Annotated in this window: 7 protein-coding genes and 2 pseudogenes; 1 reads left to right on the top strand and 8 read right to left on the bottom strand. The window is 56.6% G+C overall.

What is annotated here, in order from left to right:
• Nucleotides 1-22: 22 nt before the first annotated feature.
• The 4 genes and pseudogenes from NKJ91_RS16305 to tnpC all read right to left on the bottom strand — a co-directional run.
• A complete protein-coding gene (locus NKJ91_RS16305) occupies nucleotides 23-238 on the bottom strand; it encodes a hypothetical protein (RefSeq protein WP_352456409.1) in 216 nt (71 codons plus the stop codon).
• A 253-nt stretch (nucleotides 239-491) separates the two neighbouring features.
• A complete protein-coding gene (locus tag NKJ91_RS16300; RefSeq protein WP_352456408.1) occupies nucleotides 492-3,929 on the bottom strand; it encodes a CHAT domain-containing tetratricopeptide repeat protein in 3,438 nt (1,145 codons plus the stop codon).
• 15 nt (nucleotides 3,930-3,944) lie between these two features.
• Nucleotides 3,945-5,255, bottom strand: a complete 1,311-nt coding sequence (locus tag NKJ91_RS16295; protein ID WP_352456407.1) for an alpha/beta hydrolase — start codon at nucleotides 5,253-5,255, stop codon at nucleotides 3,945-3,947.
• Between the two features lie 510 nt (nucleotides 5,256-5,765).
• Nucleotides 5,766-6,869 (bottom strand): annotated as a pseudogene (tnpC, locus tag NKJ91_RS16290) (IS66 family transposase); the annotation flags it as partial.
• Between the two features lie 76 nt (nucleotides 6,870-6,945).
• Here tnpC and NKJ91_RS16285 point away from each other — a divergent pair.
• Nucleotides 6,946-8,115: an IS110 family RNA-guided transposase gene (locus NKJ91_RS16285; RefSeq protein WP_352456406.1), complete on the top strand. Its 1,170-nt coding sequence runs from the start codon at nucleotides 6,946-6,948 to the stop codon at nucleotides 8,113-8,115.
• 300 nt (nucleotides 8,116-8,415) lie between these two features.
• On the opposite strand, the pseudogene NKJ91_RS16280 reads toward NKJ91_RS16285, so the two are convergent.
• The 4 genes and pseudogenes from NKJ91_RS16280 to NKJ91_RS16265 all read right to left on the bottom strand — a co-directional run.
• Nucleotides 8,416-8,766: pseudogene (locus NKJ91_RS16280) on the bottom strand (IS66 family transposase); the annotation flags it as partial.
• Nucleotides 8,767-10,495: 1,729 nt separating this feature from the next.
• Nucleotides 10,496-12,805: a hypothetical protein gene (locus tag NKJ91_RS16275; protein WP_352456405.1), complete on the bottom strand. Its 2,310-nt coding sequence runs from the start codon at nucleotides 12,803-12,805 to the stop codon at nucleotides 10,496-10,498.
• 298 nt (nucleotides 12,806-13,103) lie between these two features.
• The gene (locus tag NKJ91_RS16270; protein WP_352456404.1) at nucleotides 13,104-13,457 is read right to left on the bottom strand and encodes a hypothetical protein; all 354 of its coding nucleotides are present in this window, start codon (nucleotides 13,455-13,457) and stop codon (nucleotides 13,104-13,106) included.
• A gap of 984 nt (nucleotides 13,458-14,441) precedes the next feature.
• On the bottom strand, nucleotides 14,442-15,545 hold the full coding sequence (locus NKJ91_RS16265) for a hypothetical protein (protein ID WP_352456403.1): 1,104 nt from the start codon (nucleotides 15,543-15,545) through the stop codon (nucleotides 14,442-14,444).
• Nucleotides 15,546-15,808 lie beyond the last annotated feature (263 nt).

Below are 15,808 nucleotides of genomic sequence, written 5' to 3'. Positions count from 1 at the left end.
CAAGTCATCGATGCGCGATCGGTTAAAGCTCCACCAGAGCCAAGCAGGTATTGGTGCCGCCACAGAGGCGGGAAGCTACCTTTTTGATTGGCTTCAGTTCGGGGTCCGTGATGGAAGTCGCCTTGACTTCGAACTTCATGCCAGGTTTCAGCTTCAACGACGGCTCGGTGTCGTCTGACTGGATGAGCTGGATCTTGGGGGCAGTAGATGCAGCATCTGTACGTTTTGCGGTTGGCACGGCAGAACCTCCCTTTTAAATGCTGCGGCAGCGGCCGCAACTTTCATGCTACCTCAATTGCAAGTTTGCGCCAGTAGATTCGAACGGATTTGACTTATGCGCGTGCCTTATGCGCGTTTTTTTCGGCACGTCTCCATCGTCGAACGAGAAGCAGGCAGCATCGCCCCGCCAGCGGCCACTAAGGCCTTTGCATCTCGATCTTCGAGTCTCCAGTTATACGCAGTCAGCGTCTGGTCTTTGTTTCTGAGGCACATCAATCACCATAGTAGACAAAAGGCGCCCAGACGAGGGGTAGACGCTGGCCTGGTTTCTCGCTCAGTATAAATTCACGCTTCGTCTCCGACAGAGCAATGCTTGGCGTTGTACCTTCTTTGAGCTTGCGAAAGAAGCGCTCGACGAATTCGGCAGTGCTTTCATCTTGTACAGGCCACAACGTGAGAATAGTACTCGCGTTGCCGCCGGCGAAGAGGGCGAAGGGCAGTCCGAGGATACCCTCCCCGGAAACCCATTTACCTACTCCAGTCTCGCACCCTGAGATAAGGACCAGGTCACTCCGGAAATCGAAGGCCGAAAGCTCCGAAGCCCTCAAATAGCCATCGTCACCCTCTGTCAAATTCGTTTGCGACAAGACGATCCCGCTCAATTCGGGATTGCGTTGGTCGAGGTATCCATGTGTCGAGAAAATAACATAGCGGTAACGCTGCAGGGCACCTCCGTGCTGGAGACGTCTGACATTTGACTCAGAGGCGTCGTTGCCTGAAAACAGATCGTCACCGGCTTTCAACCCGAACAGGGACGCCACCCCCTTCAGCTCCTCTGCCGAGCCCGGCAGGTTCGGCCAGGTAAGTTGCTCCGTGGGGAGGGCCGAAGCGGCGCGCAATGCATCAATGCCTGACGCCCCCTTTTCCAAAGAAGGTACGGCGGAATAGACCGGATCTCCGACTGCCAGCATTTGAGAGCGCCCGAGCCCGGCATAGCGTTTCAGGCGCTCTCTCGACAATGCCATCAAGGAGATCGATTGAATTGACGAAATATCATGCGTTTCGACGAGATAGGCGCCATCGGCTTTCAAAGTCTCGATTGGGACCGATGCAAGTGGACCGTCAGGGCTCACGTGCCAATGGCGCGCCGCTTTAACCTCGGCGGGAAGCGCTGTCACGAACCACGACGACAAGTCCTGCCTGATTTCCTCAATGTCGCTAACGAGTTTTGGGCCATTTATGGGCCCGCTCTCGGCTGCTTGCAGCCGATATGAGCCATCCTTGAGTTTCCAGATTAGTTTTCTTGGCCTGCCCGGCGGCGGATAGCGAAGTCCACTGACGCCGCCAGGTGTGGCCAGGGCGGTCCGATAGGCATCGAGCGTTGCTGACAGATTTGCGTAACGCGGGAGGACGACCGCACCTCTGCGCCCAGTGCCGTCGATCCATATCAACAGCAAGTCGGACCCGCTTTGGACGAAGTCGAGCAGGACTTCGTCATCGGATAGCAGTGAAGTCGCATCCTTCGCGTCTGCAATTCGGAAGTCGGCGGCCTCGCGATAGAGCGGGTATTTCGATCGCAGGGCGGCGTCGAGCGCCGTGAAACTTGCTGCCAATCCATTGCGCTGAGCCTCCAGGTCTGCGCGCAGGGCGACATCCGCCATGGTAGGAATACGCCCGTCAAGAAGGGAGATTCTGAATTCGAGATCGGAAAGGGTGTTTCGATCGCTCTCGGGCAGTGCGTTGCGTGCCATTCCACGGGCTGAGGAGGTCTCGATCAGGGTGCGCGCTTTGGACAGCTCGGCCGCCCTCAAGGCGGCGTCGAAATTCCCTAGACGAGCCTCTAGGATCGCCAGCGACTTGTAGGCCGGCGTAATACTGGAAAAGAAACTCCGGCGCAGCGTGTCCGGCAGGCCCCCATCGGCGCGAAGCGCTTCGGCGGCATCGACAATGCGACCATACAGCTTTCGCGCCTCCTCCAAATCGCCGTTCGCCTCGAGAAGGCCGACTAGCCCCCGCAGGGAGATCACGGTGTTGACGTTATTGGGCCCGAGATATCGGGTGCGAAGGGCGCACACTTTTTCGAAAAGCCGGCGGGCTTCGGCTTGTTGTCCAGCCTCAGCCAGCGTGGAGGCAAGATTGTGAAGGCTTTTTAATGTCTCGGGATGCGTCTCACCGAACAACCGCGCCCTGATGGCGTAGATATCACGATGGGCAGCGATCGCCTCCGGATAGCGACCGAGTGCAGCCAAAATGGCTGCCTGGTTGCTGCGCGAGACCAACGTCAACTGGTTCTCCGCACCAAGCGATACCGTGCGGCTAAGAACCACTCGCGTGATGAGTTCCAACCCTTCGTCATACTGACCGACGTCCCTCAATGACTCAGCAAGATTGTTGAGCACGCTCAGGCGGCTCGGGTGAGATTCCGGAAGCTGCTTGGCGAGAACATCGGCGACGTATCGGTAGGTCTCAATGGCATCGTCATTTCTACCGAGGTCGGAGAGGACCGCTGCGACGTTGTGCAACGTGGCTATGGTATCGATGTTGTCGTCACCATATAGCGCGCTGCTGGTTCGCAGGATTCGCTGATAAATTTGCAATGCTTCACCGTATCTGCCGGCCTGATAAAGCAACCCGGCGTACTGGTGTCCAATGTTCATTGCGGCGGGTTTGTCCTCGCCGATGGCCTTTACGGCCAAGGAATAGGTGCGGCTTGCCATGTCGATGGCTTGGGAGACATGTCCGACACGGAAGAGAACATCCGCCATATCAGACTGAGCCTCAATCCTGCGTATATTGTCGGCGCCAAAGCGTGCCGACAGGATGTCGGTTATTGCCCGCATCTCTGCCAAGGCCGCATCAAATTCTGACTTGTCGATCAGTTGCCTGACAATCAACGTGCGGGTCACGAGCGTGTCGGGATGGTCAGCACCAAGCACCTGGGTTCGCAGCCGGAGCACATCCTTGAGGACGGTGTCGGCCGCCTGAATGGCCCCAAGGCGACGCAAAGCGTAACCAAGGTTGTGCTCGCTCTCCAGGGTCTCTGGGTGTGTTTCCAAAAACAGGCTGAGTCGGCCCTTGTAAGCGTCGGTCAGGACATCCTTGGCGGCCTTGAACTTGGACTGACGAAGAAGGGTGATACCCAGGGTGTTCCTAAATCGGAGCTTATCTCGCGCGGCGTCGCCTGGAACCAGGTCCGCCTTTGCGATGACGTCGCGTATCGTCTGTTCAGCCCGGGCGGGATTGGATGTGGATAAGACGAGAGCGATCCTGTCTTTTACCCTCAAAGCTCGCAGGCCGTTCGGTCCATCGGCCTCCACAGCGGCTTGCATGGCCTGTGCAAGGGTGTCGGCCTGAGAAGTCCCACGTAATACCGCGATCCGTGCGACGACCAACAGCGTATCTGCAAGATCCCCTTTGGACACACCGTCTGAGGCATCGAGTGCCGCTTGGGCGGGGGTTGCCGCCTCGTCGAAACGGCCCTCCCCCAGCAGGTCCTCGGCACGGATCATGGCAGCGGCTCGCTGATCCGATCGCTGCATCGTCGCGGTTCCCGGAAGCCCATCCAGGATTGCCAGAGATTCCCGATATGCACCTCGATCGGTGAGCACGCGGGCTTGATGGATCGCTGTATCGATTGCCTGCTGCGCACATGCCGGCGATGCGAGCAGCACGAAAATCGCTACAACGACCGATCGCCGGAGCTTCGACATCGTCCGTTCGCTTTCTTACTTAAGGACCCACCAGTTTTCGGGAGGTGTTCCCTCTTTTGGCAGACTTCGCTGATCGGCGTTGAAGTGCAAATACAGTGTATCGGCTATGTCTCCGAGTACCTTGGTGCTGTCCACGACATAGGAATGTCCGAAGGAGCGAATGACTGGCGCCACGGAAGTCGCGTCGACGGTCTCAAAGCCATTGAAGGTCTGAACGCCGCCTGCCGTTTCGCCGACGCGGCGGTAATCATGCACAATCTTTGATGCCCGCAGGGCAACATCCGAGCTGGACGCATAGATCGTGCGATGCACGTTGAGCGCGGCCAGACCAGGAATTATCTTTTCCCGGAAAATCTCAGCGTTAATGTCGGGGGCGGCCAGCATCACCTCCCGCAGGTTCGGGATTGTCTTCCCTTTCGATGCGCGATCCTCAAGAACCGTCATGACCAAGCGATTGCCCATGCTGTGAGCGATCAAGAAGACTTCTGAGGCTCCCAATCCTGCGATCTTATCCAAGAAGGAGTCGAAAGCTGATTCCGACAACTCGACCGCTTCTTCGTCGTGCCAATATCCCTTTGTCGTGCCCGCTGAAGGCCAACTGAAAAACACGGCGGTACCAGGAAAGGAGAGATCGTGGGCGAGTTGAGCGGTTCGCAGGGCTGCGTCCGCGAAACTGACATTATATCCGTGCACGAAAACGAGGAGTGAGGACTTTTTAGCGAGTTCCTTGGCGATTTCAGAGGTTGCAGTCGCAGAATCCAGGGGAACGACTTGCTTGAAGACGAAATGTTTGGATGGGTCCGGGCTTAATTCGAATCGCCACAGGCTTGGGAGATTCAATTCCCCAGGCTTCCTTGCGGTTGGGATGGAGACAATCGTTTTGCCAACCTGATTGTCACTCGCGCGCTCCGCACCGAAAAAATCCTCCGGTGCCGTGCTGCCCGTCGGTTTTCGGTTCGTCGCGAAATAGGTGGTTATCTCGATCCATTTTGTGGGCGGGTCATTCGGGCCTCGAAGCACCTGGATAGTGAGGTCAGAACGGGTGCATTCCTGCTCGAAGACAAGGTCGAGCAGTTGCTCCTGGATATCTTTCAGCTGCTTATCAACAGCGATCCTTTCCTGCTCTTTGGATAGCTTAGCGATCTGAGCCTTAAGGTCGTCTGCCTTGGTGCTCAGTGCCTTGATTTTCTCGCCGATACCGGAGTCAGCCGACTGTTTTACTGCTACGCAAGGCGCCGAGACCCGAGGCGTCATATCTTGTGCTATTGCACAACTGCTCGATAAGAAAATGGCCACAATGGCCAAGCGCAACACTGAAGACAGCAATGCCCCCTCCCCGTTTTTTTTATAGCTACTATCGTTTCGCTAGCGTTCCGGCACTACGGATGCGCGAACATGCTAGAACTTGTTCGTTAGAAAGAAAGAAGTTGCAGACTTCACTCAGGTCACGGTGAAATTTCTCCCGCTGACCTCAAAGAATGGCGTTGAACTCCCCTGGGAAAACCAAGCCGCATCCAGCACCTGCTTGGAGTATCCATCAGGAAGCCTAGCCGAATTCCCCCAACTCCCTAGCGGCACGTAGACGCTGACCAACGGATACGATGCGTTCTGGTCAAAAGCTGCACACCATCTGCAAAGTTAATCCCATTGGCATCAAGTGTGGGTAACTGCGGGAACATCCTGTGCGACAGCACCATTGGCTTTATACGTCGACCAATCCCCATTGGCTACAAGCACGTCGGAAAGCAGGTCATTCGTAAGCGCCTATTTTCCCCGCGCGTTGACGCCGGCGCTTTCGACGGATGGCCTTCGAATTGGGAACGGTATCTGGTCTGATCAGGCTGCTGTTGCTTTGGCGAAGTTGAAGGGCAGCAGATCGTCGATAGCTACGTTCTCGTTGCGCTGAGGCAGTTCAGTGAGGACGTGGCGCAACCACGCTAACGGCTCGACGCCACAGGCGCGGCAGGTCAGCACTAAGCTGTAGACGATGGCGCTGGCCTTGGCTCCGTCGACAGTATCGCTGAACAGCCAACTTTTCCGGCTAGTGGCAAAGATTCTGATGTCACGCTCGAGAAGATTATTGTCGATCGTCCGCGGTGTAACGCGTCAGATATCCCCATTGGTTCAGCGTGGAGGAGACGGCGTCGCCGAGCTTGCTGTCCGGCAAGACTTTTGGCGCGATGTCGTCGAGCCATGCCTTGAGAGCATGGAGGATGGGGACACTATGTTGCTGGCGGAAGCGGCGAATGCAGTGATCTCGCGTTTCGCCGTCATCGGGGATTTCGTTCCGCGCCTGCCTTTCAACCCGATAGAGCTGTTCGAAGAACCGGAGTGCCTGTTCCGGCGGGCCGCCGCCTTTCTTCCTCGCCTTTAGGGCATCGACGAAGCGCCGCCTCGAATGGGCCATGCATCCAAGATGCGTTGCCCCTTCCAGCGTGCGCCAAGCGGAATGGCCATCACTCATCACTATGCCGCGGTAATCGCCCAAGAAGGTCTGCGGGTGTATCTGGCCGCGACCCGGTTGGTAATCGAGCAGCACGATAGGCTCGTCACTGTCCTGGCCGCTCCGGTATGCCCACATGTACGAGGTGCTGGCGGCCTCTCGATCCTTTTCCGTCAGGACCTGAACAGTCGAACAGTCGTCTCGTCGCCATGGATGAGGGGCTGCGATCTGAGCCGCAGCTTCAGGGCGTCAAAGATGCGGGAGAGATGCTTTTCGCTCGAGCCGATCACCCAGTGGCCCAGAGCGCCTCGGCTTAGAGGAACACCCGCGCGCTCGAAGGCCTGCGCCAGGCGGTAGAGCGGCGTGCCGTCGACTTACTTATGAACGAGCGCGAAGGCCAGCGTCGAAGCCGTGGCGATGCTGCCCGGTAAGGGTTGTGCGGGCATCGGCGCGGTCACGACCGGCCTGTCGATGCCGGTACGGTCACAATGGCGGCAGATCCCATGGGGAGTGGATCGTGGCCCGCACTCTGGCAGAGTGGGCCATCGCAACTCGCTCTTTGGAGGCCCTTTCATGCATCTTTCGACCGCCGATCAATCCGAGCTAGAAGCCGCTGTCCGCGTGGATCTTGGCGCAATCTTCGTCTCGCTGGAGCTGTCCAGATCGACCTGGCTAGTCACCTCGATTGTACCGGGCAGCGAGAAGATGTCGCGCCACATGGTCGCCGGCGGTGACAGTGCCGGGCTGCTCGTCTGCCTCACCGGGCTGCGCAGCAAGGCCGAGGCGCGCACGGGCACGCTTTATCCGTTGGTGGTGATCCAGGAGGCGGGGCTGGACGGCTTCTGGATCGACCGGGTGCTGAACCGCGAGGACTGGATCGAAAGTCACATCGTCGATGCGGCATCGATCGCCGTGTCGCGCCGCCACCGTCGTGCCAAGACGGATCGGCTTGATGGCGAGGCGCTGATCCGCGCCCTGCTGGCCGTCAAGCGGGGTGAGCCGCGCGTCTGCTCGATGGTCCGGGTGCCGACGCCCGAGAATGAGGATCGCCGCCGGACCAACCGCGAGCGCAAGGTGCTGGTCGCCGAACGGGTCGAGCACGTCAACCGCATCAAAGGCCTGCTCTTCAGCCAGGGCATCCGCGACTACGAGCCTTTGCGCCGCGACCGGCGCGATCGCCTGGAAGAACTGCGGACCGGCGATGGCCGCGCCCTCCCGGCCCGCATGAAGGCCCAGATCGGCCGCGAACTTGACCGTCTCGAATTGCTGCTCGGCCAGATCAAGGCGGTGGAGGCCGAGCGCGACGCGCTGCTCGCCGCGACGGCCGTGGACGCCTCGACGCCGGCGGCGATGTTGCTCAAGCTGAAGGGCATCGGGCCGGAATTCGCGACGATCCTCCACGCCGAAGGGCTGTTCCGGCATTTCAACAACCGCAGGCAGGTGGCCGCCTACGCGGGACTGGCACCTTCCCCATGGAAGAGCGGCACGATCGATCACGAACAAGGCGTGTCGAAAGCAGGCAATCCGCGGCTGCGAACGACGATGGTCGAGCTTGCCTGGCTGTGGCTGCGCCATCAGCCGGCCTCGGGCCTGGCCCGCTGGTTCAGCGAACGGGTGGCGCGCAACGGCGGCCGCCTCAAGAAGGCGATGATCGTCGCGCTCGCCCGCAAGCTGCTGGTGGCGCTGTGGAAATACGCGACCGCCGGCGTCGTCATCGAGGGAGCGCTCATGAAAACCGCATGACCGCTTCCATCACCCTTTTCCTCCCATTCCGCAAAGGCCTGATCAGCCTTTCGGATCCAGGTGGGCGAACCGAAAATATGCATGGCCTCAACAGCCGATCGGCAGAATGGTTTCGTCTTCCTGAGCCTGCGCCCGCCGCAAGCGGGATATTGGTGCTGCCGCCAGGAGCGGCGACCGCATGTGAGGTGGATGAGGCCCGGCGACCGGGCCGCGTCACGTGATCGGGCTCAGACCTTGGACCGTGCAAAGGAGGAAAATCACACTTGACCATGTAATCCCCATGTGAAGCATATTTGAACCTTTGAACCGCACATTCTGCAAAACCTTCGCCTTCACCTCGATATGAAGTTGCTCGGTAACGGCCTCGCCCATGCGATGGATCTGGTGACGGCAGCAAGGACAAGCCTTCTGGTCGTCGGGAAGGTCATACTCGACGCGCTCGCGCGGCAGGTTTTCCGGCAAGGCCTTGCGGCCGCGCTTCTTTTCGCTCGCCGGCAAGCCCGTGTCCGGCAGGGCAACGACATCGCCATCTTCGCTGTCGGCGGCGTCCTCATCCGCATGCGGCGCAAAGCCGCCATTGGTATCAGATAAATGCCCTTCGGCGAGTGGCTGAACCAGCTCCTTGTCGACCTTGGCGAACCGCTTCGTAAGCTATTGACGGATAACGATTATGTTAGTCGCTGAGGGTCACCATTTTCTATAGAAAACAATACGTTAGCGGATGGTTCGCCAACCCCTTTCCTTCGTATTCTCTCATATGGTCTGGCGAACCCAATCACCAAGACGAAGAGTGATTTGAAGCGCTGTATCATGGTTGATTGAACTCGCCCAGCGATCATCCAACTTTCTGATTTTGCTAATAATTTTCTTGCCACCAACGTCGTCTGTGTGCCACCCGCGTGACCTGCAGGCAAGCAGGCGCTCACCTGCAGCGACGAGCACCTGGCGCAGGGACGACCGAGCCCGGGGCAGAAAAGGCCCTCGCACTCTGGGACATGTGATGGCGCTGCAATAGGGTCAGTTGGCATCAGCCGGGGTTCAGTCTATCACGCACCGGACGTTCCGGCCAGTATGCCAGCTAACCGCTGATGACGCGAGGCACCATGACGCTGCCTTAGTACGTCAGTTCTAGAGTTCTAGAGGGTGTTAGGCCCGACAGAGTTCGACAATCCAGAAAGAAGGGTACTAGGGGGCGAGCGCCTAGAGGCCAGCAGAAGGAACGAAGCGATAATCATAGGTATTCCTATGACCAACCCCATTAGCCATCCATAGGTCTGCGATAACGAAAAAAGCCGTTGATCTGCCGAGATCATAGCATCTTTGAACACTGTACCCAATACGATGAACGCTACCCCGCTTGATAACAAGTAAAGTCCCGCGATAATCTTCCCATTTTTAAACACATTTGCTTTCTTGGATCGTTTATTCGATGACGAGATTAGGAATAGCTGCCAGACATTAGCCATCGGAGGCAAATCAATAAGGGTTCCGCTAACCAGTACCCCATTGTTCGTAGAGGTATGTAAAATTCGTATGATTGCGCCTTGGTTTTGATTAAAGAAAGAGAAGTTTACGTTAAGAGATTTGTTATCGCTATTCAATGACACGATAGGTGCATTCTCAGGAGCGCTCGCCGCTGGCACATTTGCCTCTAGTATCTCTCCTTCGCCAATCAATCGTAAATTGATAGGCTTGCGCTCCGAAACGTCTGAAGATCGAATTGCTGATCTGCCGTTATTCCAAAGTGCAACGTGTGTCAGAGAAATTCGCGGAACTTTCCGATCTCCGTACAGAACCGTTACGCTATTCAGTAGAGAATTGTGACCGGGATCGAGCAGACGAAGACTGCCTTGCTGATACAAGAGTCGGCCCTTCGTACGCCTGAATATGGTATATATTGCTATTGCGACACCAATTGTTCCTACCACAACCCCGACCCAGCCTTGGTTGAAGAAAGTCAGTATTGAGTTCATCTCAACTCAGCTATCGGTCTGTACGGGTTGCAGATAGTCAGCAGTCACCTTCTGCGGACGCGCGGGGAAAGTAAAGTCACCGAGATCTGAATAAAAGCGCTATTCGGCACGCCCCCCGAGGCTCGTTGCGCCGCTAGATACATCCCCCTGACGCTCGCCGTTCCGCGCTAGCTAATTGCGGAAAACATCGTATGTCGGCTTCCTCATCTCCACCGGAACCATTTGCGAAGTGTTAGTGCCTCGCCGCGCCACTTGGGGCATTGCACACGATCTTAGTCTAGACTAGAACGTCGATAGTTGTTTCCAAACAATGGTTTGGGATGGTGCTGCGAGAGAGGATTGACTCTCTATTCGGGTGAACTGGCCATCAGCATGATTGTGGGGAAAAGCAGCGCCGCGTTGCGGCGCTAGCGGCGGCCCGCATCCTTGTCCTGCGCAGCTTGATCCTTGGCAGAACTCAAGTTTTGTCCAACAAGTTCCGGCCGCGGGTAATACAGCCCTCGCCTCGAAATCTCCTGCAATTGTCGCACCGCCCATGGTCCGCATTGCTGAAAATGGCGCGCAATTGATGCCTTCGAATCGGGAGCCAGCCCCCAGGTCAACGGCGGCACATGGCCTTCAAAAGTGGGTTCTTGCACCCATCGGCTCGCCTCTTGTTTCAGCTGCCGCTTCGTTTCCGCCAGGGTCTCAATCTGGATGTCCGCTTGCGGATCGCCGCGTTGGCGGCGCTGCGCCAGATGCTTGAGGAACGCAAATTCCTCCGCCTGATCGTCAAAGGGAGGCAATTCTTCAAGCGGGCCTAGGCCGAAGTGAAAGTAGGTATGTTGAACGAACTTCTCGCCAGCCGCAATTGTACCCCAGGTCCGAGACTGGGTGTCAGCCAGGCGCAGATGATCCATATGGTCAGACAATCGCTTCGACAAGCCGAGCCCAGCAAGGGATCTGGTGCTCATGAGGGTCAAAAACGGTGACAGGATATCAGGCGATTCGGAAATGGTCGTATCGAGACCCTGATTGAGATCGGGCGGAGCTTCACACTTTCCTGCCAGTGTCGGATCTGAGGTGATCTGGATAAGGATGTACCTGACGAAACGCTTTGTCGCCAAGAGTTGAGAACAGGAGCGGGCGTAAAGGTTCTCCTTCTTCGCTCGTTCCCGGATCTTGTCGCACTGAATGTCATCGAGCTGCTCGACGAGACGCAGCAGGGACGATGCACCATAGTTGTCGACATAGCCACCGTCGACCAGGGTATCAAAGTAACGTTCCTCCACCTTGCCGGGATAGGAAGCGACCATGCTCGGATTGATGCGAAAGGACGTGCCCGATGCGTCATTGCCCCAAGGAAGCGTGAACCTGCCGCCAGGTGAAATCCCCGGGAAACGGGCGGAGTTGACCACGGCCGTGCTGACGCGCGTGGTCGGCAGGCCCACGCTGAGGACTTCAATGTCGGGGAGCGTCAGAGTCGGTGGGCCCGCGTCGCCGAAATTGGATGTATACGCGACAAAGCCGCGACTTGTCAGCGTCGCGTTCATGATCAGCGCCGGCCAGGGCCGCTGCGGCCAGAGCGCGCTGAGCGATGACTCGAACAAGGCTGATCCATAGGCATCCGCCCAGGCTCGTTCGAACGCACGCTCAAGGGCTATGCCACGATCATCGAAAAAACGCGCACCCGGCCAGAAGATCGTCCTGACTAGATCTCCACTGAGTGCCGAGGCAACAACAGGCCCGAGAAACTCGCCATCGAGCATGGCGCGCGCGCAATGCGAAAGCCCTCCGGCCTGCGAGGGCCTGCAATCAGGCCTGCGCGGTCTTTCGGTCAGTTCGCCAACGTAAATTGCCGATCCAAGCGAACCGCCGGAGACCGACGAGATTGCGAAGAGCCGATTGGAGAAGTCCGGTACCTGGCGGTCCAGTTCCGACAATACCGTCGCCGTCCATTCCGCGGCACGTATGCCACCGCCGGCCGTTTCGACCAAAAACATGGTCGCTTGGCCGTCCTTGTCCTGGTTGCTGGCAAGCCAGCAATCAAATGAGGTCTCGACCTGCATCATCCCGGCGGGGGCTGCCGCCTCCGGGCACGCCACCGCGGCGGGGGTCGAAAACAATTTTGGTTCGGGGATCGCGCGAATCGGAGCCGCCTGGTAAAAGATGAAGCCGGCGGCCGTCGACAGGATCACTCCACGAAAGAAATACTTGCGCGCGGCCATCTCAGCGAAGCAGCCAAGGGTCGAGACAATCAAAGCCGCGATCGCAAAACATGACGCGACCGGGCCAATGACCCCTCCTATGGCCGTGGCAAAAGCTGCAAACAGCAGGAACAGCATAAGCGTTAACGCCAATATCTTCAGGCGCCAAGTTTGAATGGCCGCTGCGGTCTTGAATAGGCCGCGCACGCTGCGGAACCAAAGCCACGGCACCAGCACAAAGGCCAAGGCAAAAACACCGATCAAGTCCTGTCGTTCGCTCCCCGTCAGGCCGACAGCCACCGCGAAAGAGAGCATGAACGCGCTGCTGGCGGCGACGGCAAATTGCTGTTGCCATCGCCTGGTCGCCAGCGACACCATGAAGAGGAAGGCGACTGCCGAAAAGATGAGGGAACCGCAAAGGATAAAGACCGATCCAATTACGCTAGCAGAGCTGGATAACAGCGCCTCCTGCCCGCCATCGGTGAACAAGGCGAAGCCGACCAGGCCGAGAACGAATATAATGGATGTCACAATCCCCCCCTAACATCCCTGCGCGAGCGCCTCTGGTCTGCAAACCGACAGATCCCGTGTATGATGGCACATACGACGCCCCTGAACTGTGAGGCGATCGCGGCTGCCGCGAACGGCTATTTCGCAGTTCGGCCATCGCTACCCCGCCTTCGGCGGCAGTGGCATCGTGTTTGAACCTTGAGGCGAAGGAGCTTCGCTCGCCTGGCCAAAGGGCACTGACGTTCGGAAATGGTGGCCGAACACCTATCCCGGCCTCAAACTTCTTATCTGCAGTCGGTGCAACACCAATGCTGTCACGCTATCCCGATCCGCCACACATGAAAGCCAATCCGTTCACAGTTGGAAAGAACATTCGGTACTCGCTTCGAAGCGTTACAAAAGATGCTCCTTCGGCTGAAAAACGCGCAGTGTAATTGTCCTCTCCAAGATCGATCGGCAGCTCAAATTGCTGGGGTTCACCCATCTGCCCACCCAGAATAGCGTCCCTTCGATAGGACAACTCCGCACTCCCAAGCTCGCCGGAAAGAACGTCGAACTGCTGGCTCAACGAGGCTTGGAAAGAAACAAATACAAGTCCGTCGCCTTTTTGCTTCGGAATTCCCCTCCGGAATATCACTGGTATATATCCCTCTAGATCTGAAGAGCCGACCATGATTGAAATAGTCCTATCAACGTGCCCGATTGCCATGCCTCGGCCGAAGCAAGGAACCCCGCTGCCCGAGCCATGAGGTTTGCGACCAGCCCTTTCTTCCTCCTCAAACGCAGCACTTAAGGACGGATTGGAATCTGACAGAGGGCTAAACCGTGTTCTTGATCCGCTGGGCCACCTTCCTACCATCAACGCTTGAATATAGTCGGAGCTTAGCCGGACCGCAGGGCACCCCAAACGTAACTCATTCGAAATATTCTCGGCCCATGCTTTAAACCGAGCAGCGTCAAGATCATAATCTCTTATAACTCCATAGGAACCGTTAACTATGCAACTCCGAAGCTTCGAACGGTGAACGGTGGGGTCGGTATCGCCGCGGAGATTGAGCCTTCCGCCTAAAAGCAACTGCCCCGGAAAAACGAAGTGCGCCCTGTCCCATTTCCCAAGTGTGCTTGGGTCAGCGATTGGCATTATTAACCGATTCTCGTAGATTCCGTCCTCGAACCCAAAAGCATCTCGCCCTTCACCTTTTGCTCCAGACAGCCAGAGATGGCGCGGACTCTCTGCACTTAACCTTGAGACAAGTGCCTCAGCAGCTGACTTAGCATCGTCAACCCGTTGTGCCGCGACTATGGCAAGCGCATCTACCCCTTCCGCCTCATTCCGGCCGTGACGGGGATTATCAAGAGATTGATCGGGAAACTGAAATTCGGGGCCGAGAAGCGTCCTCATTCCGCAGCATGTAAGTCCTAGATTTAGCCACGATGCTTCTTGGCCGCCCCCCCTTGCTTGCCCCTTCTTTTCTTCCACCTCCTTCCAGGTGGTTAACTCGGGGAGAACTCGCCTTAGAGCCCTTTGCAAAGGCGCCTTGCCTGCCCACCGAAGGGGCACAAAAATCATATGCCGACTGCCGAAGCCCGGATAAACGTTCCCTTGTACCTCTCGATCTTCTAGTCCCGCGCCCAACTGCATCGCCCACGCCTCGACTTATCTTAAATCGGGTACAACGCTGAGATTTTCGACGCACATATATGAATTCCGCATACCTTGGTAATTTCCGCCCAGCAGTGACGACACATCATACTCTCTAACTACATTTTTCTTCTTTAGATTATACCGTATAATTCTCTTCGAATAGTTTTCTGCGAACCAGACATCATCCCCTTCGACGGCACACCCGGTGCTGAAGAATTTTGGGCTTTCTCCCGTGCTCGACATTATTGGTTCAATTTCCCCGCCGGCACGACTTACCTGGGCAATCAAACCGCCGATCATATATGGCCAATTCATTTTTGTGATTACGACCCCTTCATCATTGCGCGGAATGCAGACACCGCACACAGCACCCGTGTTGGTTCCGCTGAAAGGGACAACCGCCTTTACTTCGCCGTTTGGACTGACACGAATTAGTTCTCCGTCCTGGGTATTCTGGTCGGAATTGGCAATCCACAGATCTCCGGACTCATCATAACTTGCGCTAACCGGATCCCGTAACCTCGGATGCGAGTAAACAAACCGCTGCGCTCCGCTTCTAACATTAATAGAATAGACGGCCCCTGACGAGTTAAAATCAGATGTTCCACAGCACAAGAGATTATCCTCATCTAGGATATCCACAAAACACGGCATCAGTAAATGTTGACCGACCGATATTATTTTTACGGCTTGAGATCGGAAGTCGATAGAAAATATTCCTCCCCATCGATCCATCACCGCATAGTCATATGGTCCGTGCCTGAATCTGCCTCCACCCACGCTTGCATACAAAATGCCCCGTCCGTCGCTAACGGCCCGCCACAGAAATGGCTTTCGCAACTGTCTCACTTCAAACAGAAACTCGATAACACCGGAGGAAGGGTTAAGCTGATAACACGTATTGTCGTATTGCATCGTAAATATGATATGACCCGGCTTTGGTCGTGTTGCGTAATTATGCACGACCTTTATCGCCCGCTCGTCAGACAGTTGCGCGCCGTACGACTCCCGCGATACATTGTCACTGTTATAATCTGCAGCCGCACGTTGGCTAGAAGCCAGCTTTAGAGCTAGGTCCCCTATTATGCGCGAGAGACCTTCATCGTATTCAGACATCTCCTTCTCCACTTATTGAAAGGTGTTGCTATTAAGACCAATGCCGTGAAATCAGTATTTTTGGAAAAATATCACTCTCCAGCCAGTAGCCGATTTCTTCTTCCCATCTAACTTCTCGGACATGAAGATTTTTGTCCTTCAAACGTTTTACGAACAGGGTCGGGTCCCTGACACAAATCTCTAACGAGAATGAGAATTCTTCATGGTCTACCGGATCCAGCCAGAGCGTTAGCTGGCCAAACGCTACCTTTACTGACCCGCCT

The organism is Mesorhizobium sp. M0040 (assembly GCF_040323505.1).
In the GTDB taxonomy this organism is placed as follows: domain Bacteria; phylum Pseudomonadota; class Alphaproteobacteria; order Rhizobiales; family Rhizobiaceae; genus Mesorhizobium.
Note: the sequence above shows the minus strand (reverse complement) of the source record. Positions and strands in the feature narration are given on the sequence as shown.

What these genes read in the sequence shown, in the direction of transcription:
- NKJ91_RS16265 (WP_352456403.1), bottom strand. Translation starts at nt 15,545, where the DNA reads ATGTCTGAATACGATGAAGGTCTCTCGCGCATAATAGGGGACCTAGCT.
- NKJ91_RS16285 (WP_352456406.1), top strand. Translation starts at nt 6,946, where the DNA reads ATGCATCTTTCGACCGCCGATCAATCCGAGCTAGAAGCCGCTGTCCGC.
- NKJ91_RS16300 (WP_352456408.1), bottom strand. Translation starts at nt 3,929, where the DNA reads ATGTCGAAGCTCCGGCGATCGGTCGTTGTAGCGATTTTCGTGCTGCTC.
- NKJ91_RS16270 (WP_352456404.1), bottom strand. Translation starts at nt 13,457, where the DNA reads ATGGTCGGCTCTTCAGATCTAGAGGGATATATACCAGTGATATTCCGG.